Annotated in this window: 24 protein-coding genes, 1 tRNA gene and 1 pseudogene; 10 read left to right on the plus strand and 16 right to left on the minus strand. The window is 35.1% G+C overall.

Translation table 11 applies throughout. The features are described 5' to 3' along the window. Window positions 1-63 precede the first annotated feature (63 nt). Window positions 64-3,753, minus strand: a complete 3,690-nt coding sequence (locus BUB12_RS13720) for a 5'-nucleotidase C-terminal domain-containing protein (protein WP_072891498.1) — start codon at window positions 3,751-3,753, stop codon at window positions 64-66. 238 nt (window positions 3,754-3,991) lie between these two features. Between BUB12_RS13720 and BUB12_RS13725 the strand changes: the two genes are divergently transcribed. The 5 genes from BUB12_RS13725 (at window position 3,992) to BUB12_RS13745 (ending at window position 7,557) form a co-directional block, all read left to right on the plus strand. Then, window positions 3,992-4,064, plus strand: a tRNA-Ala gene (locus tag BUB12_RS13725). Between the two features lie 119 nt (window positions 4,065-4,183). Continuing rightward, on the plus strand, window positions 4,184-5,107 hold the full coding sequence (locus BUB12_RS13730) for a sensor histidine kinase (RefSeq protein ID WP_072891499.1): 924 nt from the start codon (window positions 4,184-4,186) through the stop codon (window positions 5,105-5,107). Continuing rightward, entirely contained in the window at window positions 5,097-5,789 is a 693-nt protein-coding gene (locus BUB12_RS13735; RefSeq protein WP_072891500.1) for a response regulator transcription factor, read from the plus strand. Before BUB12_RS13730 ends, BUB12_RS13735 begins: the two co-directional genes overlap by 11 nt. Before the next feature lie 81 nt (window positions 5,790-5,870). After that, window positions 5,871-6,797: an ABC transporter ATP-binding protein gene (locus tag BUB12_RS13740; protein ID WP_072891501.1), complete on the plus strand. Its 927-nt coding sequence runs from the start codon at window positions 5,871-5,873 to the stop codon at window positions 6,795-6,797. A gap of 40 nt (window positions 6,798-6,837) precedes the next feature. Continuing rightward, entirely contained in the window at window positions 6,838-7,557 is a 720-nt protein-coding gene (locus BUB12_RS13745; protein WP_234982719.1) for an ABC transporter permease, read from the plus strand. Between the two features lie 188 nt (window positions 7,558-7,745). Here BUB12_RS13745 and BUB12_RS13750 read toward each other — a convergent pair. The 4 genes and pseudogenes from BUB12_RS13750 to BUB12_RS13765 all read right to left on the minus strand — a co-directional run bounded on the left by BUB12_RS13750 (window position 7,746) and on the right by BUB12_RS13765 (window position 10,508). After that, window positions 7,746-8,419, minus strand: a pseudogene (locus BUB12_RS13750) (transcriptional regulator). 337 nt (window positions 8,420-8,756) lie between these two features. Next, a complete protein-coding gene (locus BUB12_RS13755) occupies window positions 8,757-9,083 on the minus strand; it encodes a DUF4870 domain-containing protein (RefSeq protein WP_072891503.1) in 327 nt (108 codons plus the stop codon). 67 nt (window positions 9,084-9,150) lie between these two features. Beyond that, a complete protein-coding gene (locus BUB12_RS13760) occupies window positions 9,151-10,038 on the minus strand; it encodes a phosphotransferase family protein (protein WP_234982720.1) in 888 nt (295 codons plus the stop codon). Window positions 10,039-10,091: 53 nt separating this feature from the next. Further along, window positions 10,092-10,508 (minus strand): DUF4064 domain-containing protein, encoded by a 417-nt coding sequence (locus BUB12_RS13765; RefSeq protein ID WP_072891505.1) that lies wholly within the window; start codon window positions 10,506-10,508, stop codon window positions 10,092-10,094. 163 nt (window positions 10,509-10,671) lie between these two features. Here BUB12_RS13765 and BUB12_RS13770 point away from each other — a divergent pair, with 163 nt between their 5' ends. Further along, complete coding sequence (locus BUB12_RS13770) at window positions 10,672-12,690, plus strand: prolyl oligopeptidase family serine peptidase (protein WP_200801080.1); 2,019 nt, start codon at window positions 10,672-10,674, stop codon at window positions 12,688-12,690. Window positions 12,691-12,728: 38 nt separating this feature from the next. On the opposite strand, the gene BUB12_RS13775 is transcribed toward BUB12_RS13770, so the two are convergent. The 3 genes from BUB12_RS13775 to BUB12_RS13785 all read right to left on the minus strand — a co-directional run bounded on the left by BUB12_RS13775 (window position 12,729) and on the right by BUB12_RS13785 (window position 15,227). Then, window positions 12,729-13,439, minus strand: coding sequence for an ABC transporter permease (locus BUB12_RS13775; RefSeq protein WP_072891507.1), 711 nt, complete (start codon window positions 13,437-13,439; stop codon window positions 12,729-12,731). After that, window positions 13,436-14,284 carry an ABC transporter ATP-binding protein gene (locus BUB12_RS13780; protein ID WP_072891508.1) on the minus strand — a complete coding sequence of 283 codons (849 nt, stop codon included), beginning with the start codon at window positions 14,282-14,284 and terminating at the stop codon, window positions 13,436-13,438. The genes BUB12_RS13775 and BUB12_RS13780 overlap by 4 nt, the downstream gene beginning before the upstream one ends. A 205-nt stretch (window positions 14,285-14,489) precedes the next feature. Next, entirely contained in the window at window positions 14,490-15,227 is a 738-nt protein-coding gene (locus tag BUB12_RS13785) for a MerR family transcriptional regulator (RefSeq protein WP_072891509.1), read from the minus strand. A 257-nt stretch (window positions 15,228-15,484) separates the two neighbouring features. Between BUB12_RS13785 and BUB12_RS13790 the strand changes: the two genes are divergently transcribed. Beyond that, on the plus strand, window positions 15,485-15,964 hold the full coding sequence (locus tag BUB12_RS13790) for a hypothetical protein (protein ID WP_072891510.1): 480 nt from the start codon (window positions 15,485-15,487) through the stop codon (window positions 15,962-15,964). Window positions 15,965-16,062: 98 nt separating this feature from the next. Further along, window positions 16,063-16,260, plus strand: coding sequence for a hypothetical protein (locus BUB12_RS13795; RefSeq protein ID WP_072891511.1), 198 nt, complete (start codon window positions 16,063-16,065; stop codon window positions 16,258-16,260). Between the two features lie 53 nt (window positions 16,261-16,313). On the opposite strand, the gene BUB12_RS13800 is transcribed toward BUB12_RS13795, so the two are convergent. Both BUB12_RS13800 and BUB12_RS13805 read right to left on the minus strand, forming a co-directional pair. After that, a complete protein-coding gene (locus tag BUB12_RS13800) occupies window positions 16,314-17,870 on the minus strand; it encodes a BCCT family transporter (RefSeq protein WP_072891512.1) in 1,557 nt (518 codons plus the stop codon). Window positions 17,871-18,003: 133 nt separating this feature from the next. Further along, on the minus strand, window positions 18,004-18,828 hold the full coding sequence (locus BUB12_RS13805) for a squalene/phytoene synthase family protein (protein ID WP_072891513.1): 825 nt from the start codon (window positions 18,826-18,828) through the stop codon (window positions 18,004-18,006). A gap of 556 nt (window positions 18,829-19,384) precedes the next feature. Between BUB12_RS13805 and BUB12_RS13810 the strand changes: the two genes are divergently transcribed. Together BUB12_RS13810 and BUB12_RS13815 are read left to right on the plus strand one after the other, a co-directional pair. Further along, complete coding sequence (locus BUB12_RS13810) at window positions 19,385-20,545, plus strand: AI-2E family transporter (protein ID WP_072891514.1); 1,161 nt, start codon at window positions 19,385-19,387, stop codon at window positions 20,543-20,545. Between the two features lie 91 nt (window positions 20,546-20,636). Then, window positions 20,637-21,017, plus strand: coding sequence for a carboxymuconolactone decarboxylase family protein (locus BUB12_RS13815; protein WP_072891515.1), 381 nt, complete (start codon window positions 20,637-20,639; stop codon window positions 21,015-21,017). Window positions 21,018-21,113: 96 nt separating this feature from the next. On the opposite strand, the gene BUB12_RS17745 is transcribed toward BUB12_RS13815, so the two are convergent. The 6 genes from BUB12_RS17745 to BUB12_RS17915 form a co-directional block, all read right to left on the minus strand. After that, window positions 21,114-21,290, minus strand: coding sequence for a hypothetical protein (locus tag BUB12_RS17745; protein ID WP_159431585.1), 177 nt, complete (start codon window positions 21,288-21,290; stop codon window positions 21,114-21,116). A 195-nt stretch (window positions 21,291-21,485) separates the two neighbouring features. Then, window positions 21,486-22,175, minus strand: coding sequence for a hypothetical protein (locus tag BUB12_RS13820; RefSeq protein ID WP_072891516.1), 690 nt, complete (start codon window positions 22,173-22,175; stop codon window positions 21,486-21,488). After that, window positions 22,172-22,918, minus strand: coding sequence for a hypothetical protein (locus BUB12_RS13825; RefSeq protein ID WP_072891517.1), 747 nt, complete (start codon window positions 22,916-22,918; stop codon window positions 22,172-22,174). The genes BUB12_RS13820 and BUB12_RS13825 overlap by 4 nt, the downstream gene beginning before the upstream one ends. Continuing rightward, window positions 22,899-23,786 (minus strand): ATP-binding cassette domain-containing protein, encoded by an 888-nt coding sequence (locus BUB12_RS13830; RefSeq protein WP_072891518.1) that lies wholly within the window; start codon window positions 23,784-23,786, stop codon window positions 22,899-22,901. Before BUB12_RS13830 ends, BUB12_RS13825 begins: the two co-directional genes overlap by 20 nt. Then, window positions 23,783-24,166: a GntR family transcriptional regulator gene (locus BUB12_RS13835; RefSeq protein ID WP_072891519.1), complete on the minus strand. Its 384-nt coding sequence runs from the start codon at window positions 24,164-24,166 to the stop codon at window positions 23,783-23,785. The genes BUB12_RS13830 and BUB12_RS13835 overlap by 4 nt, the downstream gene beginning before the upstream one ends. A 386-nt stretch (window positions 24,167-24,552) precedes the next feature. After that, complete coding sequence (locus tag BUB12_RS17915; protein ID WP_200801082.1) at window positions 24,553-24,711, minus strand: hypothetical protein; 159 nt, start codon at window positions 24,709-24,711, stop codon at window positions 24,553-24,555. Between the last annotated feature and the right edge of the window lie 189 nt (window positions 24,712-24,900).

Raw genomic sequence — 24,900 nt, forward strand, 5'->3', positions numbered from 1 at the left:
CAAACATAACATTGTTCGGGTTTGTGCTTTATTAAAATACTTTTGTCCCAGCCTCTCATATTATTAATCTTCTAAACTAACCTTTAATACTTTATCCGTTACTTCGGTCATTTCAATCGTTTCCGATACTGTCCCATTTGTGACGACTAACAGTATTTCCTTTTCTTTTAGTAAATCCACTTGCTTTTTGTTTAGTAATAATTTTCTTGGCTTTTTCTCATTGTAAATGTTGATTACCACTTGAACACCATGCTCTAAGTCTTTCAAGTCTTTCGTATGAACCGTTGCTGTTCCGTGATTTTTCTTAGGCTCTACTTCTACAATTGGGCGCTCTTCCTCATCACCTGGTTCATCATCAGTAGTAGATATTCTACCCTCTGGACCATACAGAATTGGATTCGATTCAGAACTATTTAAGCTCTTCACATAATCAACAAATGCTTCGATATCCTCTGGACCCATCACCATATTTTTCCCTAAGTCTTTGATAGGACCCTCTGATGTTCCCATATAGTTATTAACCGTTAATGTGTAAGTTGCCTGTTTATCAATTGGAGTACCATCTGGAAGCGTGATATCAACAACCTGTTCAAGTTCCGGATTAAAGGTATAGCGGAAGCCAGCTATGCTATAATCAGATCCATATTGGGATAATTGTTCATTTAGAATAGGGAATAAATCTTCTCCCTTGATTTCAAACATTTGTAACGTATTTCCAAATGGGAGAATATTATACAGCTCACCCCAAGTAATTGGACCTTCTAATAGAATGTCTCGAATTCCTCCACCATTTGTCATGGCAAAGTCACTTTCCATCGTCCATTTCATACCATCCGTAATTAAGTTACCCAGCCCGTGGTCACTTCCATTCGTATAACTACCAGTTAACTCCTGGCCGTTGTATCCTACAACCTCATTAACAATTGGTGCAATCAATTCTGCATAGTAGTTCAACGTTTCTTCAACTACTTCATCTGGAGTATAATTACTCTGATTCACAAAAACTATTTCTGCTTCTTTTTCAACAATATCACCAGTTGTACGGTCTATTATGATATCAACATCAGCGAATGCTTTACCATATTCAGATGCCTGAACGATTAATTTATTATCAACAATAGCATTATTTACTTGATGATTGTGTGCTGCAAAAATAATATCAACTGCATCATTTACTTCCACGGCTAAATCTGCAGCTGCCCCAGTAGCACTTTCTCCATTTTGGTATGCTGGCATATGCGCTAATACAATGATTGCTTCAACACCTTGGTCTGTTAATTCATCAACTGCATCATTAACAGCTGCTACTTCATCAGTAAAGGCAACATTCTCTAATGAACTTGGCATAACCATGTTCACTGTTTCCGTTGTGTTGACTCCAACAAACCCAATATCAACACCATCAACTTCTTCAATGTGATAAGCATCTAAAAATTGTTCCCCACTATCTTCATACACACAGTTTGCACAAAGCACTGGGAAATTCATTCCATCATATTCTTCTGTTCCCTTACCTTCTGGATGGTCTCCACCATTAACCATGCGTAGTAATTCATCCAATCCCTCGTCAAACTCATGGTTTCCAACAGTCCCAACATCAAAACCGATTTCCTCCATAATTTCAACAGTCGGCTCATCTTGCAGTAATCCTGAAACAGGTGAACTTCCACCAATCATGTCACCTGCGTGAACAATTAACGTATTTTCATTTTCTAGTTCACGTTCTTTTATTGCAGTTGCTGTATAATCCATTCGTCCATACATATCATTGACTCCATCTCCATCAGGGTCAAGACTATACTCTTGATCAATTTTTCCATGGAGGTCATTCATGCTTAATATTTGAACTTCCAGAAGATTTTCATCCTCTTGACCTTCTGGACGATACCCATAGGATTCTGCTTCTTCTGCACTTGAGAAAAAGATCCGTTTTTCTACAGGAACATCTTCCCAGTAATTTGGTTCCACATATTCCATCGTATCTGAGTTCCCAACATATCGTAAAAATCCTTTTTGATCATCGTTCGCACGAAAGGCAAAAGGTAACTCAAGAAGTGGATTGTCAGGATTCCAAATACCAAGACCAGCGTCTTTAGCTTCCTTTACCGCTGCTTGATAGTCAGGATATACGTCCTCATTAAATGGTGGGATAAAATAGGATACGGCATATCCTTCTTTTACCATTTCTAAATTTATATTTAAGTCATCTTCTTGACGAATAACTTCCGCTAGTATTCGACCATAGTCATCTGTTGGTTGATCTCCGACTTTCAATAAAATCTCATCACCAGGCTGGATTAACGTATTTATAAACTGAGTAGCCATATCACCATGGTGTTTTTGATTCTCATTTATTTCTTGTCTAGTAGGATCACTGTTACGTGCTGGATATGTTTCTGGAGTATCCATGTTTACAAAACGAATTCTTGTTTCACCGAATACAGGGTCCTGGATTCGAATTGTGTCACCATCAGTAATTCGATCAACTTTTGCTGGGTATAATCCCTCAGCAGACGGCGGATCTGGTTGTTCCTCAGCCAACTGAATATCACTTTGCTCTGTAGGCAGAAGTTGATACGTGTTATATTGGCTAACAATCGCTGTTATGTTGTACCATTTTTGCGATTGTACTTCGCTAATATCTAAGGCATTTTCCATCACCCTTAAGGTCGTTCCATTAAAATCTGAATCAATTAATGATACATTATAGCCACCACCTGCAGGGCTTTCAGGGATGTTGTTAATAAACCCATTCACTTGTACAAGTTCCCCTTCATATGTTTCTGCAATTGCAGGATCTTGAAGGTCTTCCAATGAAATTTGTTGAACTTCAGGTAATGGTTGATTGGTATCAAACACTTCAATTGTAGTCGGGATGATTTCTTTTAACCCATTATACGAATCTAGTTCACCCGTAACTTTTACTACATCACCCTTTTTAAGGTCTGGAAGGTCTCTCTGTTCATAAGCAAATAAGTTAATTCCCGCTGTATCATCCTGGATATACGTTGTAAATTGAGAACCATTACTAAGTGCAGTATTGTTAGCTAATACAATACCTTCTACCGTAACCGTTGTTCCATCACTCAGATTACGAGCTTCATAGATAGTATTCTCATCAATGGGCTCTCCTGGATCTCCTGGTTCCCCAGGCTCTCCTGGGTCAACCCCGTCCATTATATGCTGTCCAAGATATGCAAACGTATCTTTAGCATACACGTCCCACTGTGATTCATCATAATTGGCATCTGGAGCAGAAATGGAAGACTTCCTTACCAACGTTTTATCTTTTCCATAATCTTCTCGTACGCCAATTTCTCCTAATACATCAATTGTCTCTCCATTCTTAGCAAGGACAAATGCATCATCACCATTAAAATTAATAACAGCCGAATTAACAATGTCCGTTACAGCTAATATTGTTTCACTTGCATTTCCATGTGCTAAAACGAGAACATCACCATGTTCTAGAGTCCCCTCTAAAGCAAGTGTCTGACTGGCTTCTGTCGCCCCATTACTATACAACTCTAGCTGATAGTTTGACAGATTAACTGAAGTTCCTGTTCCATTAAAGATTTCTATGGCCTTATTAAAGGAACCTCCCTCAATATACTCTGAAATAAATAAATCTTCTGCTTCTAGTTGCTGATTCTCTGTCGAAGAATTTAGAGCAAACACTGTCGAGTAATTCATGAAAACAATTGCAAAAATAAGAACTAGATTGAACAGCTTTCCTACCATTGATTTTTTCATAGTACCCTCCAATTGCAAAATTAGTATGTTAGATTTCTTTGAATCTAACACACTTTTAATATTGCATATAATTTGGTTCGTTACCATTAAGAATATGTAAATTCTTAGCAAAATAATCCTATCTAACTACCAATTCACTCAAAACAGTTATTTTATACTAGATAATATCTCTAAGTATATTTAACTACGTTAATTTGTTGAAAAATGCAGCTGTAGATTTTATAATAAAGGGTGTAAAGGGGCATTAGCTCAGCTGGGAGAGCGCTACACTGGCAGTGTAGAGGTCAGCGGTTCGAGCCCGCTATGCTCCATATAGTATAAAAGCGACACGTTGGATAGTGTCGCTTTTTTTGTTAGATTAATAAGAATATTCTTATTTCAATTATTTACTCAAACAGATATAATGATGACAGAAGGGAAGTGAACCGAAATGCTGATTACCCTAATTATGTTATTATCTGTCTTACTAATTATTCAAACCGTTTACCTTTTGTATTATAAAAACCAAATTAAAGATATCGGAAATCAATTATCTTTCATATCCAAGAATAATTCATTTAAATTTATTCATACACAACTCAAGCCCCAAGAAATCCACCGATTAACTACTCTATGTAATACATTACTTAGTAATCAAAGAGATCTAAATCAAAAATTCATCAAGAAAAATAATGAAGTTAATGCAACCATCGTTAACTTATCCCATGACATACGAACACCACTTACCTCACTAGACGGCTATCTTCAATTAGCCAAACTTTCCCAACTGAATGAAGAAAAAACAAAATATATTGCGAAGGCTCAGGATAGAATTAAACAAATCACAACACTTGTTGATGAGTTATTTTTATATACAAAATTACAAAATCAAGTTTATGTGTTGGAATTACATTCTATCGATATGATTAATGTACTTCAAAAACATCTCTTCTCATTTATTGATGAATTTTCAAAAATTGGTCACGAACCTATCCTTAATCTTCCAGAGTCACCAATCTATGCGCTAAGTAATGAAGGCGCACTTGAAAGGGTATGGGAAAACATTATTAGAAATTATTTTCTGCATGGGGAAGGAACGTTAGCTATTGATTGTGAAGAAAATCAAGAGGAAATAGTCTTTCAGTTTTCTAATAGATTAAAAGCAAACCAATCACTTAACCCTGATAAAGTATTCTCACGTTTTTATAAGGAAGACCCATCACGCACCAAACACTCTTCTGGACTTGGACTTTCTATCGTTAAATCTCTTGTGGAAATGATGCATGGTACTGTTCATGCTAAATTGGACAGCAATGAATTTTGTCTTAGTGTGACTTTTAATAAACATGCGAAGGAGAATGAACATGGTCGGTGAAAAGAAGCAGGTTAATATATTGATTGTCGAGGATGATGAGCATATCAACAATATCATCTATGATGTGCTAACAAAAGAAAATTTCGCATGTACACAGGCCTACTCTGGCACCGAAGGAAAAATAAACCTTACGCATCAGATGTATGAACTTATTATATTGGACCTCATGTTACCAGGTTTATCTGGAGAAGCCTTCATGAAGTATTTAAGATTGGAATTAAATTATGAAACCCCTGTAATTGTATTATCTGCCAAAGAAAAACTAGATCATAAGCTACAATTATTTGAATTAGGTGCCGACGATTATGTCACTAAACCCTTTGCGGTGGAAGAGTTGTTAGCCAGAGTTCATGTTCAGTTAAAAAGAAATACCAACACCAAACATGCTCTATATGAATATAAAGATCTACTGCTAGATAGCGAAAACATAAGTGTTTATATTAAAAACCATGAGTTGAACCTTACTAGACAAGAATTTAAGATTCTTGAACTCTTGATGAAAAACCCAACCCGTGTCTTTACTAAACAAGATCTCTACGAACTGGCATGGAATGAAACATATTTAGGAGAAGACAAAACACTCACGGTTCATATTAGTAATATCCGTAATAAAATCAAGCATTACACTGATGAAGATTATATTGATACTGTCTGGGGAATTGGTTTTAGATTAAGCACATAACATTTCTTAGAACTTTCTTAACATTTCCTTGACGGTATATTTGCTTCTGTTTGCTAACTTATAGTATAGGAGGTGTTCAGAATGTCTAACGTCATAATCGAAGTGAACCAATTAACGAAAAAATTTAAGTCTACTTTAGCAGTACGACAGGCTGATTTTAAAATATACAAGGGTGAGATTTTTGGATTAATCGGTCAAAATGGCGCCGGAAAATCAACTTTATTAAAGATGATTGGGGGATTGGTTTACCCATCAACCGGAAAAATTCATTTATTTAACAGTGAAATGAATGCTAATCACCCATATTATGAACGGATGGGACTATTAATAGAAAATGCTGGATTGTATCCCCAATATTCGGCTTACGATAATCTCAAATTTGTTGCAATGTCATATGGATTAAAAGATCATCTAAAACATATTAACGAGTTACTGGAACTGGTGGGATTAAGTCGCACAAACAAGACCAAGGTCAAAAATTACTCCATGGGAATGAAGCAAAGGCTAGGGATAGCTATCGCATTAATGGGAAGCCCAGATGTTTTAATCCTAGATGAACCAATCAATGGGTTAGATCCACAAGGGATTTCTGATATTAGAAATTTAATTTTGGATTTGAACTCGAAAGGAATTACCATTATCATTTCTAGCCATATACTAGAGGAGTTATCGAAAGTAGCCACGAAATATGCCATCATTCATAAAGGAGAGATTATTGAGATCCATTCAAAAGAAGAACTGTTGCTGAAATGCGAAGACCGTATAGAAGTCGAAGTCAGCGATGTAAAAATGGCTACCCCTATTTTAGAAGAACATCTAAACATCGGTAATTACAAGGTAATGAATGATCATACTGTGTGTATTTACGATTCTCACATTGAAAATTATCGGATAGTTAACGCCTTAGTTGAAAATGGGATATCAGTACATTCTATCATGAAACATAAGCAAAGCTTGGAGCAATACTTTTTAGAGCGGACAGAAAGTGTGGTTACAGCCCATGGTTAATCTTTTTAAAATGGACTTTCGCCGCTTTATTTCAAACAAAATGATGTATGTATTACTAATGGTATTCTCTGCCTTCCAAATATTTGGCATTTTTATGATTAATCAATACGAAGAACCAACAGAACATGGGGGCTTGCTTACTAGTGCAATGAATGAAAGCCAGTTTATTCAATCAATGTTAGCCCAGACACCTTCATGGGTTATGATTTACATTGCAGTATTCACTGTTTATTTCTATATGAGTGAATATAACTCAGGCTTTTATAAAAACTACATTACCCTCAGTAGAGCACGGATAAATTCAGTTCTTTCCAAAATCTTAATCCAAGGGGTATTTACATTATTTATATTTGTGGTTTTCATTCTCTCCGATTTAATCGGAAGAACTATTTTCTTTGAACAGGCAACAATTGGTGATATTGGGTATTTTGTTAAACTATTAATCGGTCAGATTGTACTTCATTGGTCATTTTCTATCATGATTCTCTGCATCACCATCATTATGAGAAATATCATTGCAAGTATTGTAATAAGTATCGCACTTGTATTAAATGTTTTTGGAATGGTCCTAGGTGTATTGGAATCACTTATAACTGACTTGAATCTGACATCATATTTATTAGTAAACACTATTACTAATAGAACAATAGATTTCAATAACCTAGGTGATTTCATTCATGTGTTCAGTGTAGCCATTATTGTCATGCTAGTCTTCTCCTTAATTGCATTGAATTATAAGATTAGAGAAGATTTGAGGTAGGGTTTTTGGGGTGGGGGTTGGTTGTTTGAGTTTAAGGGACATTTATTCCGTTATTGTAGTGGGATTTTGCATATATTTTGATTTGTGGACATCTGTTCCGTTATATATCAAAATTTAACTAATTTTAACGTGATTTTTATTAAATAAAGGAATAAATGTCCTATTATTCTTTAAAACTACTATCTCGGTTAAAATAGGGTACTATTTGTCCGAAAGTTATTTAACTTGTAACTACGGGCACGTTTTTTTCCACTAGCAATGAGTAATATTTGTGAATCAACCATATTATGTAATATCCTTCTTGAATGTCGATCACTTATATTTAGATGTGAAGCAATTTCGAGGGGAGTAATTGGACGAAGTACCCGTCTAGCATAACGAACTACTTCAGTTTCAACCCAATTCAGATTTGGTGAAGAAGTGTTTGTTGAGATAAATTTACCGATGAAGGACAAGATAAGTTGCTGACATTTTTTGGCTCATCTATAATTGAAAGATAAGCGATCGGAAGTATTGTCCAATTATCTAGAGCTAATAATGAGTGACGCCAACATAAGTCTTTAAATCTAGCCACACTAATATCCCTTGCATGTGGACCGAATCCCTGAATTTCGATGCAGCCTTTTACCCCACCCGGCATGTATGCTAAATCAAGGTAACGGTATCCATTATTCAGATCACGTACTTCCCATTCAGGATAAAGGTGATCAAAATTTCCTACTACTGGGAACCATATATATTTAAGAAATTGAACGGTTCCATGACCTAATCCCTTCTCTAACAATTCACGTCGCCTTGGATTCTTCTCTTCTAGAATATTTTGTTGAATCCATTGAGTATATTCCTTTTCAAATCCTTTCATTAATCCATTTTCCTTTCTTTTAGATATTTGAGAGGACATCCGATCCTTTATACATATAAATATTCTCTAATTTTATCAAAATTGGACATATTTTCCGTTAATTAGAAAATAACTTATGATACAAGCTATTTTTACAGTAAATAACGTACTAAATGTCCATAACTATGAGTTTTAAGATATATTTTCTTTAATAAGGGATTAGATGTCCGAACCGACAACACAGCAAAAACGAGGCTTTATTAAGGGGATATTCATCATTATACATTCTATACCAAATTTTGACAAAAATCAAAAAACGCCCTCCCCACAAGGAAAGGACGCCACAACCATATTCATTCTATTTCAGAAATTCAATTACGAGTGGGAATTTGTACCATTCACCTTGGTATGCTTTTACTGCCGCAATGATGGTAAATACAATGGCCATAATTGATAATGCAAAGACGATTACAAATCCAATCAAGACGAACATCAATATTGCTCCAATAATACCATAAATAAAGTACGATACGATGAAATTGAAGTATTGCTTTCCATGGTGGTCAACAAATGGCGATTGTTCTCTTTTTAACAACCAAATTAATAATGGTCCTAAAACAGTAAATGGAAAACTTAAAACATAAAGCAGCATTGCATATAATCGATCATCACTTGTCGTTGTCATTTGAAGTACCTCCCAATATTATCATTAACAGTTCATCTTATTATACGGATGTAACCTCCGTTAAGATTCATTTATTTACTAAACTCATTACATATTTATCTATTCTCTCTTTAATCATTTCATTAGTTAGCCCTGTAAAACCAAATGCCTTCCATCCAGGATAAACTTCCGGTGGACCAACCAAGAAATCAGACACCGATACAATGTCCCAATATGGATTGTATTGAAAGTCTTCTCCAGCATGTGATATGTAGGCTTCAAGGAATTCATCTGCTACTTCTACATTATATAGCATTGCAAGGTTAATTCGACAATGACCTATATCAACGCCTTTTGGGCCATAGCAGGCATTTACCCAGTCTACTACACTGCATACCTCGCCATCTTCCCATAAAATATTTGTAGGATGATAATCTCGATGAATAAACGTATACTGCTCCACTGGTCTAGGACTCTGTGCAATTTCTAATGCTTTCTCCCAATAATGCTTTGAGATGCTTGACCATGACGGCACCTCAATTTGATTCACTTGATTATATGAAAAATACTTCCATGAAAAGTCTTTTGCATCGATACTATGTATTTTCACTAACGTCTCAGCCATGCTATCCAGCCATTTTGACATATTCTTAGGTTTTAATTTAACATCTCCAACAACTTTCGTCATTAAAATGGCTGGAGAACCACATTCCTCACCTGTTGGATCATATGCAAGAACCTCTGGTGATTGAATTCTAACCTTACTTGCTAATTCTAAGCTGCCAACTTCATGTAGAACTAAATCAGGTTCTTCCTTCAGCCACTCCCAATTATTATGTTGCCGTACAACAAGTTCCTTATAACGATAACCTTCAACATGTATATGATACAAAATAGAAGAAGTACTGCCTTTCATTTGTTCTACAGAAACTATATTAGACTTTTCACCAATAATCTTTTGAATCCAATTTGCCATTTTCTTAGATATTTGGCCCATCCTACCACCTCTTGCTACCATTCTACCAAATATTAAGATGGCTCTGCAGGTTTTCTTACCAGACACATGATACCAGCTATGAGATAAAAGATACTTCCAAATACACCTACTCCTATGCTAACTACAAGGACTAACACTGCAATAATGATTAAAATAATTCCAGCAGCTTTTGGATTCTTATTTCCCTTTACCATAAAAATACTAATGACACCTACTACAATAGCAATAACTGACACAATAACGAGGTACCAACCTCCAGCACCTACAGCACTCAAAAATTGATCAATATCATTCATATAAATTCCATCAACTTCCACATTTTCACCGAATAAGAATTCTACAAAATTATCACTACTCATCATCCAAACTGTAACGAATCCCATTAGTGCTGTAAACACATAGCATAAAACACCAATAATCGTTAAAACAATTTCCCCTGTACGACTCATCTCCACGCTTCCCCCAATCGATTAAATTTTGACATAGGTTATGATTTTAGATTGTATGATGTAGATGGGATTATTATGATTAAAGGAATCCTAGCTAATTTAGAGGAATTGGTTTAATTTTGTCGAAATATTAGTATAGAACATTAATCAAGGAGGAATGGCAATGACAACGTATAAAGATAATATTGTAGAAGATTTTCACGGCACAAAAGTCGCTGATCCATATCGCTGGTTAGAAGACCCCGATTCAGACAGATCTCAAGACTGGTCAAAACAAGCAATGGAACAGTGTGATACATATTTTTCTGACGCTACGACTAGGGAAGTGGACCGTAAACGATTAGAGGAATTATGGAACTACCCTAAATACTTTGTTCCAAAAAAAGTGAAAGACATCCTTTTCTACCAAAAAAATGATGGTCTTCAAAATCAAGCTATTTTGTATAAAAAAATAAACGATACAGATGAAGTACTCATTGACCCTAATACGTTAAGTGATGACGGGACTGTTGCTATGACAGGATTTTCGATAAGCAATGATGCGAAGTATATTGCCTATGCGACATCTACTCACGGGAGTGACTGGCAAGAAATTAGAATTAGAGATATTCATACTGGTGAAGACTTAGAAGATGTTATTAAACATGTCAAATTTACAAATACTGCTTGGGCACCTGATAATTCGGGATTTTATTATGCACGTTTTCCTGAACCAGGTAGTGTATCAAAGGAAGATGAAAGCAATTATAATAGAGTATATTTTCATAAAATAGGCCACTCGCAAAGTGAGGATACACTCATTCATGAACAACCAGAAGATAAAGAATTAATGTTTTCTCCATTAATTAGTGCTGATGAAAAGTACTTATTACTTTACGTTATGCTAGGTACAGCAACCGAAAATCGCTTTTATATTAAGAAATTAAATGGCGAGGAGAATTTAGTAAAATTACTAGATGACCAAGATGCCGAGTACGAATACATTACGAATGAAAATAACATCTTCTACTTTAAAACAAACTTAGATGCTCCAAACGGAAAGGTAATTGCAATTGACACGGATAATCCAACTAGAGAAAATTGGACAGATATTATATCTGAACAAGAAGATGTTATAGATCACGTTGAGTACATGGACGGTAAGTTTATTGTAGCCCTTCTACATGATGCTCATCATCAAATTCATATTTTTAACAAAAGTGGCGAGTACTCTCAATCAGTCGAGTTACCAGTACTAGGATCTTTAACGAATGTAACTAAAAGCAAGGAAGACCATGAATTATACTTTGGTATTACGTCATTTCTTAACCCTACAACAGTGTATACATATAACCTACAAAAAGAAAAATTGACGATTACTTTTGAGTCAGAGTTACCAATTGATACAGGAGAGTTTGAAACAAACCAAGTCTTCTACACTTCTAAAGATGGCACAAAGGTCCCGATGTTTCTAACTCATAAAAAAGGGTTAGAGCTAGACGGTCAAAATCCAGTCATTCTATATGGATACGGTGGTTTTAATATAAGTATGTCACCTACATTTAACCCTGCTATTCTAAGATGGTTAGAAAAAGGTGGCGTTTATGCTGTTGCAAATCTCCGTGGTGGAACAGAATATGGGGAAGAGTGGCACCGAGCAGGAATGCTAGAAAATAAACAAAATGTCTTTGATGACTTCATTTCTGCAGGGGAATGGTTAATTGAAAGTCGCTACACAGATAAAGGGAAGTTATCCATCATGGGAGGATCAAATGGCGGATTACTTGTTGCTGCTTGTATGGTTCAACGACCAGACCTTTTTGGAGCAGTGATCTGTAGAGTACCAGTAATCGATATGTTACGTTATCATAAATTTACTATTGGACGCTATTGGATTCCTGAATATGGTAGTGCGGATAATCCTGAGCAATTTCCATTCCTATATTCGTACTCTCCACTTCACAATATTAAAGAAGGTGAGAAATACCCACCGACTTTAATTGCAACAGCAGAAAGTGATGACCGAGTAGTACCAGCACATTCAAAGAAATTTGCAGCAACATTATGGGAAAAGGCAGACCCAAATTCAACAGTTATACTTCGTTTAGAATCAAAAGCAGGTCATGGACTTGGAAAACCCACCTCAAAAGTAATTGATGAATGGGTAGACTTTTATGCATTTTTAGATAAAGAACTAAACTAAAGAAAGAGGTTGCCTCAAAGGCAGCCTCTTTCTTTAGTTTAATCTAGTTCTCTCTTTTTATAAACAAAGATGGTTAAAATAACTCCAACAAGAACCCATACTAAAATTATTGCTAGGTTTTCTAGGATATCACTAAAACCAGCTCCAACTTCTACTCCATATGCAATTTCTTCTAACTGAGAATTAGGAAGGTATTCCATAAATTTCAACCATGTAATTTCTTCTATGAATGGCTTAGCCATGGAGCCGAACCCAAATAGAAAAATAAACGGCAAAATAACAACCGATGCTTCAATGATTGAACGTGTTAAAAGCCCTAATAATGTACCTAATGCTAAAAAGAACAACGATGCAACAAAAATAGCTAAGATTACTAAAGGTAGATTAGTCGGTTCATAACCAGTTATCACCATACATAAAGCAATTGTAACTACAGTTAGAATTAAGCTAACTAAGCTCTTTCCTGTCAGAATTTCTGTAAGTGATGCAGGAGACAGCATTAATCCACGTAAAGTATTCTTCTCTTTCTCTTCTGCAATTACGGCACATTGAATAAATGCAGTCACAGAAGAAAGTGCCAAGTTAATTACTAAATAATGTAATAGTATTGGTGTCTCCCCATCACCAATACTATATAAAAAAGCCATTAATATCGGGAGGACTATAATAGAACCTATGTACATATTTTTAGATAAATCTTTTAAGTCCTTTTGAAAGATTGCATTAATACGCTTTAAAGAGAAACTCATACTAATTCCCTCCCCGTGATGTCAACAAAAATATCGCCAAGAGTCGGCTCATCCGAATGAATCGATACAATTTGATCATCCATCATATATTGATAGATTTCTTGTGCATGTTCTGGGCCACTTGTTCGTTTCAATTCTCTTCCATCTTTTAACTCGATAATAACGGTATTATCTGAGTATTGACGGCGTAATTTTTTCGGTTCATCCATCAACTGGATTTTTCCCTTATTTAAAAATGCTACCCGATTACAAAGAGTTTCAGCTTCCGTCATATCATGTGTTGTTAAAAAGATGGTTGTCCCTTTTTCATTCATTCTTCTTAAACTATCATGAATTTGTTTCGAGTTTGTCGGGTCTAGCGCTGAAGTAGGTTCATCCAGGAATAATAAGTCGGGTTCATGCAGAAAAGTTCTAGCTAGTAACACTCGTTGCAACATCCCTTTTGACAACTTAGATACCGCCTTCTTCTTTTCATTTGTTAGGTTAACCATATCCAATACTTCTTCAATTCTACTTCTCGGTACTTCATATAGGTCGCAAAAAAGTTTTAAGTTATCATGTATGGACAATCGTTCATACAAACCACTATTATCTGTAAGAACACCAACTCGTTTTCGATGCATTCCTTTTTTTAGTTCTGAAGTAGGTATATTAAAGACAAATGCCTCACCACTAGTCTGCATTAGCTGACCTGTTAGTATTTTTATCGTAGTTGTCTTTCCTGCTCCACTAGGTCCAAGAAAACCAAAAGTTTCTCCTTTTTCAACTTGAAAATCAACATTTTCTAGCGCTGTTTGGTTACCAAATACTTTAGCTAACGCTTCTACTCTAATCACATTTTCCAAAATAACTCCTCCTGCTGTGGTTTAAAAACTACTATACTATTTATAGCATAATAATAGTGTTTATACATTATTAAATTGTAAAAAGTGAGTTAAAAATGAAAAATCTGGCTACTTATGAGAGGATTTAAAATTATAGTTGAAGGTGTCGTATGAAGACAAAGAGTGCTGAACACTATATCAGTTCAAGCACTCCTTTCCCAATATATTAATTTCTTTTATCAGCATATACAGCCATTGCATCACGCATAAATACCGCTAATCCCTCTCCATACTTATCAATATTTTTGGTGAAACGTTCATCATCTACATACATTTGTCCTAATCCTTTAAATGCATCGTATGAATAATTGCCAATCCTATTTAAGTAGTCATACCATTCCTTTATTCCTTCTTGTGCAATATCAGAATCAGGTGATTCATGACGAATAGATGCTAATTTACGATAAATAGCATCGAATTCTTCTCCTAATGCTTGCTGTTTATCTTTAGACAATTTATTAATCTTCTCATTGGAATCATCTACTGCTTTATCTCCCCAACGTTCTCTTGCTTCTTTTTCATAAGGATTTTTACTAAAATCAAATCCTTTAAATTTTTCTTTATTACTCATCGTAATTTCTCCTTTCGAATGTTTAATCGTTTTATCAAGGGTTGCTAATATCTGATCAATTCGCTTTCGTTTCTCCATTAACAATCTTTTATGTTGTTCTAGTGCTTCCATTCTATTAAAAGATGGATTATATATAATTTCCTTAATCCGTTTTAACGTAAACCCTAACTCTTTAAAAAAGAGTATCTGCTGTAGCGTCTCTAAGTTTTCCTCGGAATATACTCTGTATCCTGACTCTGTTGCTGTTTCAGGTTTTAACAATCCTATTTCATCATAGTGATGTAATGTCCGAACACTGATTCCAACTAATTCTGCAACTTCACTTACTTTCATATATTAGCCTCCCTTCTTACTCATTACTGTAAAGTATAACGCAACGTTAGAGTCAATACTTTTTTAAAGATAAGAATGTATAAAATTTCAGAGATGTCTAGCTCCGAGCGCCTGCGACTAGAGAGACTTCCTTCGCAAAGTGGGCGCTCTGCGATTTTTCTTAAGTACCTGACACCAGCCCATTCTTTAAGAATTTATCCCAATATAGACTCTTTCCCCATATATTAAAACGAGTACACTTTTAGGGAGGAATACGAGTGAATTATCATGAATATGACGATCAAAGACAATTTAATCTTCCTGGATATTTATTAGGACAATTTTTTGGATATCCAGGTACACAAAATCAATATGGATGGCAACAACCAGGTGGGCAGTTCCCGGGCCAATATGGACAATTTCCAGGGCAGCCTGGGCAATTCCCGGGTAGTGGACAGTTCCCAGGACAGCCTGGGCAATTCCCAGGTGGAACACCACAATCTGGTGGTGCACCAACTAGTCCGCCTCCTAGCTTTACACCACAAAAGCAACAATTCCAGACGTTCGCTGTAGACCCAGGTGGAATTCGTGGGTGCTTATTCCGCTTCACATACATCTGGTTAGAAAACGGAGGTTCTTTCTGGTATTTCCCAACATTTGTTGGTCGTAATTCCATTGCTGGATTCAGATGGCGCAGAAATCGTTGGGTATATTTCGGAATCGATTTGAACAATATTGACTCTTTCCAATGTTATTAAACTGTAAACATCTTTATTAAAATTGTAATTAAGTTGCCTTATACAAATCCCCTCTTTTATGCATACACTGTAGTGAACATGCAAAAGGAGGGATATTTGTGCCTGAAAGATTTGTATATCTATATTTAGCTTGTATCTTAGCCGGTTTTGCAATGATCTATGTACCAACATCTGTTGTAATCTCCGCTCCAATTGCTACCTTTTTTGGAATAGTTGGCGGAATTGTCATTATAGTATTTTCTCTTGCATTACTACATCTTGGGCTAAGAGCATTATTTAAAGACCATTTTAAATAGTCATTAATGGAAAAACAAAAAGGGTCTGAAATTACTTCAGACCCTTTTTACAGCTAATTTTTCTTATCCATCTTTTTCTGTAGTTCTCTTTGCCAAATTAACTTTTGCTCAAATGCCATAAGTTTTGCAATTTTAGGTGCATACCATAATGGTGGTAATAATAATAGCGAAACCGGTACTGCAGTGATGACAATTGAGTTTTGAATGGAACTTACACTGTCTTCGCCAATTGTTAAAATCATAACGGAAGTAAGTCCAAAAATACCAGCCCAGAAAACTCTTAACCAACGTTTAGGATTATCTCTTCCCGTTAAAGTTGCAGCAACTGTATATGACATGGTGTCGACAGTAGTAGCTACAAATACAATCGAAACAATTAGAAAACCTATTCCAAACCATATTCCCATCGGTAATTGCTCAGTAATCGCCATTACTGCTGCAGGCATTCCACCTTCATTTAACGCATTAGAAATAGAACCTGGTGACTCCTTCTCAAAAAACACCCCTGTACCACCAACAATTGAAAACCAAAAATTATTTACTAGTGGTGCTACTATCGAAACAGCAATGATTAGTTCACGAATTGTTCTACCACGAGAAATTCTGCTTAAAAACACGATTAACATTGGAGCATAACCAATAAACCATCCCCAGAAGAAAATCGTCCACCAATTTAGCCAACCATTATCCCCTCGGAACAAACTCATTCCAAAGAAGTTTTGTAAGTGGACTCCAGTCCCACCAACAAATGCATCTATAATGAATAACGTTGGTCCAACAATAAGAATAACGAATCCTAAAAATATAGTAAATCCAACATTATATCGACTTAAAGTTAAAATACCTCGATCCACACCTGTGGCTGCTGAAATCGCAGCAATAGCTGTCAATGCTAGTACAACAATAACACTTACTGTTACAGTGTTTGGTACCCCATATAAATGATTCAAACCATACGCAATTTGCAACCCTAAAAATCCTAGTGGACCAAGGGTTCCTGCAACAGTAGCTATGATGGAGAATACATCTGCCAAGGTTCCAATCACACTATTTTTATAAATTTTTTCACCTAGAATTGGATAAAGTAACCCTCTCGGACGTAAAGGCAATCCTTTACTATAATGTACATACATTAATACGATTGTTGACAGTGTTCCTAGAATTGCCCATGCAGTAAATCCCCAGTGCATGAATGCTTGTGCAAATGCTCCATTTATATTATTGAACTCTCCTCCACCATAATATGGAGGGGTAGTCATATAGTGATACATCGGTTCAGATGCCGCCCAAAACACGCCACCACTTGCTAGTAAGGTTACTAAAATCATGGCAACCCATCTAAAATAGCTATATTTTGGTTTGTCTAGCCTTCCTAACTTCACTTTTCCATACTTAGAAGCAGCTAGGCCAAGTCCAATTAGGAAGTTTAACAAGAGCAGCACTTGCCAGTATGCCCCAAATAAATTTGCTGAGTGATCAAACAGGCTTGAAATTGCTTTATCGACCATTTCATTATTAATAAAGGAAAGTAAAATAAAAATTACCAAGAATCCTCCACTAAAAATAAAGACCGGCCAATCTAATCCTCTTTTTTCTTTTTTAAAATCCACACTTTTCCTCCTTGCCTGTTAGAAACAGGTTTTTATATATTTTTCCATATATTAATGGAACAATACCTATATAATCTATAAAAAATAGGCGAAAAAAAACACGGTTAGTAATTTTACCAACCGCGTCATCAAACTATTCTTCCTTTAGAATTTGTTCGACAGTTGTTTCCACCTCTTGACGTGACATCTTCTCTTTGCCACTATTCATTGCATGTAGCGTCTTTTTCGCTAAAGCAAGAGGAATTTTACAGAACAATACAATATTCTTTGTATTGATATCTTTTATATATAAATCTGCCTTGTCAAGGTTTCTTTCAGCATAATGAAACATATCAGAGCGATTCCAATTTTCAGGGAAAAATCCTACACCACGTTCAGCATCTTCTTCTTGATTACGCAGCATGTTCACGGCTTGCAACCCCCTACCATACCCGATAGCTAGTTCACGGTCTGTTTCTGTTCCATCATACCATCCCCATATATCAGATAACATCACACCAACTAGTCCTGCTACATAATATGTGTATTCATCCAAATCTTCTTTGGTTTTGACAACGAAATCTTTTTCTACCCATTTTGCCATACCATCTGCCATTTCACTTGTAGAAGCAGTAACTTTATTTACTATTTCTAATGGACAGAATTCAATCCAATCTCCCAGTCGTAAAGTAACCTCTGGTAATTGGTCCTTATATGGGTCCAGTAATTCTAAATACTTTTCATTATTGAAGGGACTAGTTAATAACAGATCACTAGTCTCTCGTAACAAACGGGTCTTTACTTCCATATCCAATGTTTCGTGATCTTCAATTTCATCAACTGCTCTCATACAAAGGTAAGCAGAGGCAACTGTATGTTTTAATTTGGGTTTTAATAAAGTGATAGGAATGTAAAACGTTCTACTAGTTTGCTTTAAAGTACGCATTACATCTTTTTGAAGTTTAGCTTTCATACTCAAGCCGGAATATCCTCCTTTTATGGACGAGGTACTATTTTTTTATTATATCAAAAATCCCAACTTTTTTCTTGAAAGATGTCCATTGTGATTAAAATTACTATAAAAGGATATCATTTATCACATTTTTTATCCTATAGTATACATTATTATTTCAATTACAGTAAGTAATGGTTTCTGTTGTGTCTATCTGCTAAAAGCATTTACTATTATTTGTATTGAATAACATTCAATATATTCCTCTTATATAAATCAAGTTACATCCTTACATGCGAAAAAATATGCTGTTTCTATTCCATAACACGTACAGATAGCTAGTTTTTAAATATATTTAAAGGCATATTTAAAATATTGAACCAAATTAATAGTTAAGTACTATAAAACAGATAAATTTGAGGTTTTCAATCAAACGTTTGTTTAATTTTTTATATTGGTAATAATTGAAAGTTTACAATATAATTGATAGTAAAGTGAAAGTGAATTAGTATGGGTACTAATTAGCTTAGATATTTACACAGTTCTGAATGCTTTCCTATATTTGCAAAGGAGATTATGCTAAATGAAATCACAGAGTCGATTTATGAAATTTCTTGGTGGACAAGATTTATTATTTGGCTTGGTAATAATTATTCTATTAGGAATTTCAATCTTTATCTATGACAAAATATCTTTTATTTTTCATCCTTTCTTTGTCATAATAGCAACAATTGCACCACCAATTATCTTAGCATTCATAGCCTTTTACTTGCTGAATCCAATTGTAGATCTTTTAGAACGACTAAGAATAAAGCGTATTTGGGGAATTATCATTATTATCCTTGGTATTAGTGGACTTCTTACAGGAGTTATACTACTAACTGCTCCAACTATAGAAGTACAGATTACAAGTTTTGTAAATAATTTTCCTTCTTACGTCGGTCAAATGTTTGTTAACTTTACCGATTGGGTAGAAAACTCATTCCTAGGCCCATATTATGAAGAGGGATATAATTGGGTTATCTCTAACTTTAGTGATATACCAGGTATGATTGGTTCATATATTGGTGATGCCTATCAAGGTGTTCGAAATGTGGCCAGTACATTAACTAATGTGGTAGTTGCGTTAGTTACTTTCCCAATCATTCTTTTCTTTTTATTAAAAGATGGAACGCGATTTAAAAGATATTTTATTAAACTACTCCCTCCAAAATATCGTAACGATATGAAACATATATTACATAACATGGATGTACAAGTAGGCTCTTATATTCAAGGCCAAATTATTGTTGCATCATGTATCGGAATATTATTATTCATAGGTTATTTAATAATTGGACTAGAATATGCCATCATTTTGGCAATTATTGCTGCTATAACCAGTGTTGTTCCATACCTAGGACCGACAATCGCCATTATTCCCGCAATAATTATCGCAATAGTGGATTCCCCATTCATGCTATTAAAATTAGCTCTTGTATGGATCGCAGTCCAATTCTTAGAAGGGAACTTTGTTTCTCCAAATATTATGGGAAAAACCATGAAAATTCATCCACTAACGATTGTTATTGTCTTATTGGTAGCTGGTAATCTGTTTGGAGTTGTTGGAGTTATCCTTGGTATTCCAGGATACGCTATCTTGAAAGTATTAATAACATATCTATATAATAAGTTTAAAGACCGATACAACAAATATTACGGTGATGAGTATGGAAATTATGAAGAAATAAAAGAAGAAAAATAACATTTTAGCATTTAATCATACATATTTTTCTAATTATTATAAAGCCTATACTATGTAGGTTTATAAATTGGAAAAGATGGAGTGGATGATTATGGAACATAATGCTGAAGAATTGGATAATTATTTTGACCAAAGTATTCTTGATTACAAGGAAGGAAGTAGCCAACTAGAGAAATATTTACCTGAAACAGTAAAAGGATACTATAAATTTACAGAAGGAAGCTTTGAGCCAGGAGCTGTCAGTCAAAAGCATAAACAATTGATGGCTCTTGGTATTAGCATCTATGCCCAGGATGAATATTGCATCATCTACCATGCCAAAGGGGCTGTCGAACAAGGGGCTAATGAAGAAGAATTAATGGAAACCATTGCTGTCAGTGCTGCTCTTGGTGGAGGTGCTGCCTATTCCCAAGGTGTTACATTAGCAATGGATGCATTTTATTTCTATCAAGATAAAAAAAGTAATAAATAAATCGGGCATACAGCTACATACGGGTTACACTGAGAAGTTGTCGTTAAAGACAACTTCTTTTAATTCCTTCTTCATTAAACAAACGTTTGATCAAAATTAATCAAACGTTTGTTTAATAGGTTTTCTATAATTTATACGTAGTAAGGCAACTGCAAATAGTCCTATTCCAAACCCAATCGAACCAAAAATTTCAAACTTCCCAAATAACAAACCAATCCCGGTTCCTAATAATAAACAGCTAATAAAAGCAATCCCTGCTCTTTCATAGTGCATCTTTAAACCCCCATGCTCCATAACGGATGCTAACTAATATTAGTGTATTAAGAACCATTGGAATTGGTTATTTGTTATTTCACATAATTTCCATATTGACCTATTTATCCCGCATGTAACGGGCCACTTTAAAAAAGGTCGAGAATACGAATAATTATAAATCGGGAATCAAAAGCCCGCAAATGTGCGATTGGTTCATCTAACAATCATTCGTATCCCAAAATCATTTTGGTTATCGTAAACAACATTTAAATCTTCTGGCACACGAATATATACAACATTTCCACCGAAAGAGGAACCTAGATTCCCAGGATCAAAATGAGCATCTGAGAATTGCTCTATAGGAAATTCATTATTAAATCCGTAAAATTTCAATTGTGCTTCTTGCTGTGTAATTACCAACATATCTGAAGTTAAATCCACTTTCGGTACTGGTATTTCATCAGTTATATCATGTCTTCCATTCAAAATAGACCGAGACCGATATAAATCAACAGTAATTGAATCTGTATCTACTTTTTCAACAAAAACTTCTGGTCCTTCTCCAACAATATATTTTAATAGAATTTCTAAACGGTCTTTTGTTCTTGAAAACTCCCAACTTTTCACTTTAAAGTCTTCTATTTCAGAGAACTTTCCTTCCTCAGCCATTAAATAAAGGTTTGGCTCCTCCGATTGTTCAATGTCGCCTGTAGTAGGATACTCCTCTTTCGGTAAATAAAGATAAACTCCTAAGGCAAGAAGCAATATACATATATATCCTGTTAAAGTGACATATATCCCTTTTTTACGCAGAGATGATTTTGCTTTTCTGTTTATGAGTAAAAATATTACAAATATAGCTATCAAAGGGATGATTAACGGTATAAGTACGTATGCACTCATTTTCTTACCTCCTGTTGATTAGAAATGAGTATGGCAGCAGCAAACAACACTCCTGCACTACCAATGACTTTTAGTAAGAAGACAATAAACGAATGTTCCATAAAATAAAATTCAATGATTTCTGGTAAGATATAATGTCCTTGTGAAGCCAACGCCATAACTGTTCCGATTAAAACAACAGGCAATATTATAGCCAATTTTTTATACCACTGAACCAATATACCAATGAAATAACCGAAAGAACCTAACATAAATAAAATGAGTATTGTTGCGGCCAATCCAGTAAACCATTCTAGTGCATTTAAATCCACTGCCAAATAATTCCCTTTTGTCGCTTTAAAGAAATAGATTAATATCTTCACTAAGAAACTAGATAACATGGCTGTTACTGCACCTATTAAACTTGCAACGAACAGAAAAAGGATATTGGATAGGTTTTGTGTCATTCGATTCGTCACAAAATGAAAATCATCTTCTTTATATGCTCTTGTCGTAATTAAGATGGAATTAACAAAAATCCAAAGAAAAGTGAAAGCAATGACTACATTAGCCGAATAATAACTAAATGTATAGGAGATACCATATACGCCTCCCCCACCCATGCTACTACTGCCATAATACGACATAAAAATAGCAAGCAATTGCAAGGCTAGCATTGAGGTGAAAACACCTGTAAATGAATTTAATTTAAAAAGCAACTGATTCTTTATAATTTTACTTTCACTAACTTGTTTTAAAGACATCATCAATACCTCCCTTTGTTGTGTTTGTTAAATAAACACATAGGTCATTAGGAGTTACAGGAGAAATTTCTAGACCTAACCGTTTCGCTTGTTGGTGAGAAAATGTATTTTTCACTATGACGTATTCTCCTCCAACTCTATTGGTGTAAAGAACATCCTCTTCATTTACCAACTGATAAATCAAAGCGGAGTTACCTCGTAAGCCAACAGCATATTCCTTAAATCCATCTACCGTTAAGTGAAGGTGTACTCTTCCGTCTTTAATTAATAAAATGTCTTCCAGTAAATCCTCTACCTCTTCTAAGTGATGACTAGAAATTATGATGGTTCGAGGGTGCTCTAAATAATCTTTTAGTAATGCTCGGTAAAAGTCCTTCCTAACCGACACGTCCATTCCAGTAGTAGGTTCATCGAATATGGTAAGTGGACAATGGGCAGCTAAACCTATAATCATATTAAAGGTACTCTTCTTTCCTTTAGATAAATTTTCATGAATTTGATTCGGTAAAAATCCAAAATAATCAAATAGACGCTTTGCTAGGGACATATCCCAATTAGGATAGAATCGTCCAGCTTCTTCAAGTAAATCAAGTAAGGATAAGGAATTAGAAAAACTCATTTGATCATCGACAAAGATGGTATTAGCAGAAACAAATAAACTATTAAAAGGGTTAACTCCAAAGACATTTATGTCCCCTGCTGTTTTACGCCAATATCCAGCGATAATTTTTAATAGTGTTGTTTTCCCAGCACCATTCCTCCCAATTAGACCTGTAATCGTATTTTCCTTAATTGAAAAATTTACATGATCTAATGTTTTTTGATTTCTTTGCATTTTGACTAATTGCTTACATTCAATTACATTCATTTCCCTTCCTCCCTCTTTTCCATTATTACCGCTTGAACCATTTCCATTAATTCTCCGTCTCTCATTTCCAGACGCTCCGATTCTAAAACAAGCTCTTCAATTAAGTTTTTAAGCTTTTGATTTTTCCTCTTGTTTACAATGATTTCCTTAGCGTCTTTCGTTACAAATTTTCCAAGTCCTCTCTTGTTATAAAGGATGTCCTCTTCATACAACAAATTAAGTCCCTTCGCTGCTGTAGCAGGATTTATAGTAAACATCTCTGCCAGTTTATACTGTGAATAAACTTTCTCATCTACTTTCAGATTGCCATTTAAGATCTCTGTTTCTAACCATTCTGCAATTTGAATATATATTGGTTTCGTATGATCTGTATTTAACATATTAATGGGGCCTCCCCTCAAACCAACATAGTGCATTAGTGTTGTAATGTAGTATATTATCATTATAGTCAAAAGTCAATCAAAATATGCTAACAATTCGTACCCATATTTATAAAAAAAACGCCCAGGACCTCTGCCCTGAACGTTATGACTAAACCTATTAACTTGTTTATAACCTACCTCCGACGATCGAAATAGGGCGAAAGTAAAAAGCCCAATCCCATACCTATTAATGCACCTGCACCAGTATGACCAAATAACATACCTATCCCAATACCAAGAAACATACAACCTATGAAAATCATGTTCTATTACTACCCCCAAACATTACTAAACACACATGAATTCTCCCCACACTTTTTAAGTAGGTAATGTATAGTTGAATTTTACATTCTTCGTCCGATTAAACCAAATAGCGCCATTGCTAAGAAACCCACACCCATACCTATTAAAACACCAGCACCTGCGTTCCCGAATATCATTCCAATCCCCAGTCCTAGAAACATACAGCCAACAAAGGCAATTCCTCCACTTTCATAATCCATGATTTCGCCTCCTAAAAAACGATTTGCTATACTATGAATACGATTACCATCGTATGAAAGTTTCAGAAAAATATGTAATTTAACAAGAAAAGCACAAGCGCCTTGGTCACCCCCGACAAGCTTAAGTCGAGCCTCGGCGTGGCGTTCTTTGCCACAGAGAGGATTGACTTAAGACCTCGAGGGGGTAGG

This window comes from Ornithinibacillus halophilus (assembly GCF_900129485.1).
Lineage (GTDB): Bacteria > Bacillota > Bacilli > Bacillales > Amphibacillaceae > Ornithinibacillus > Ornithinibacillus halophilus.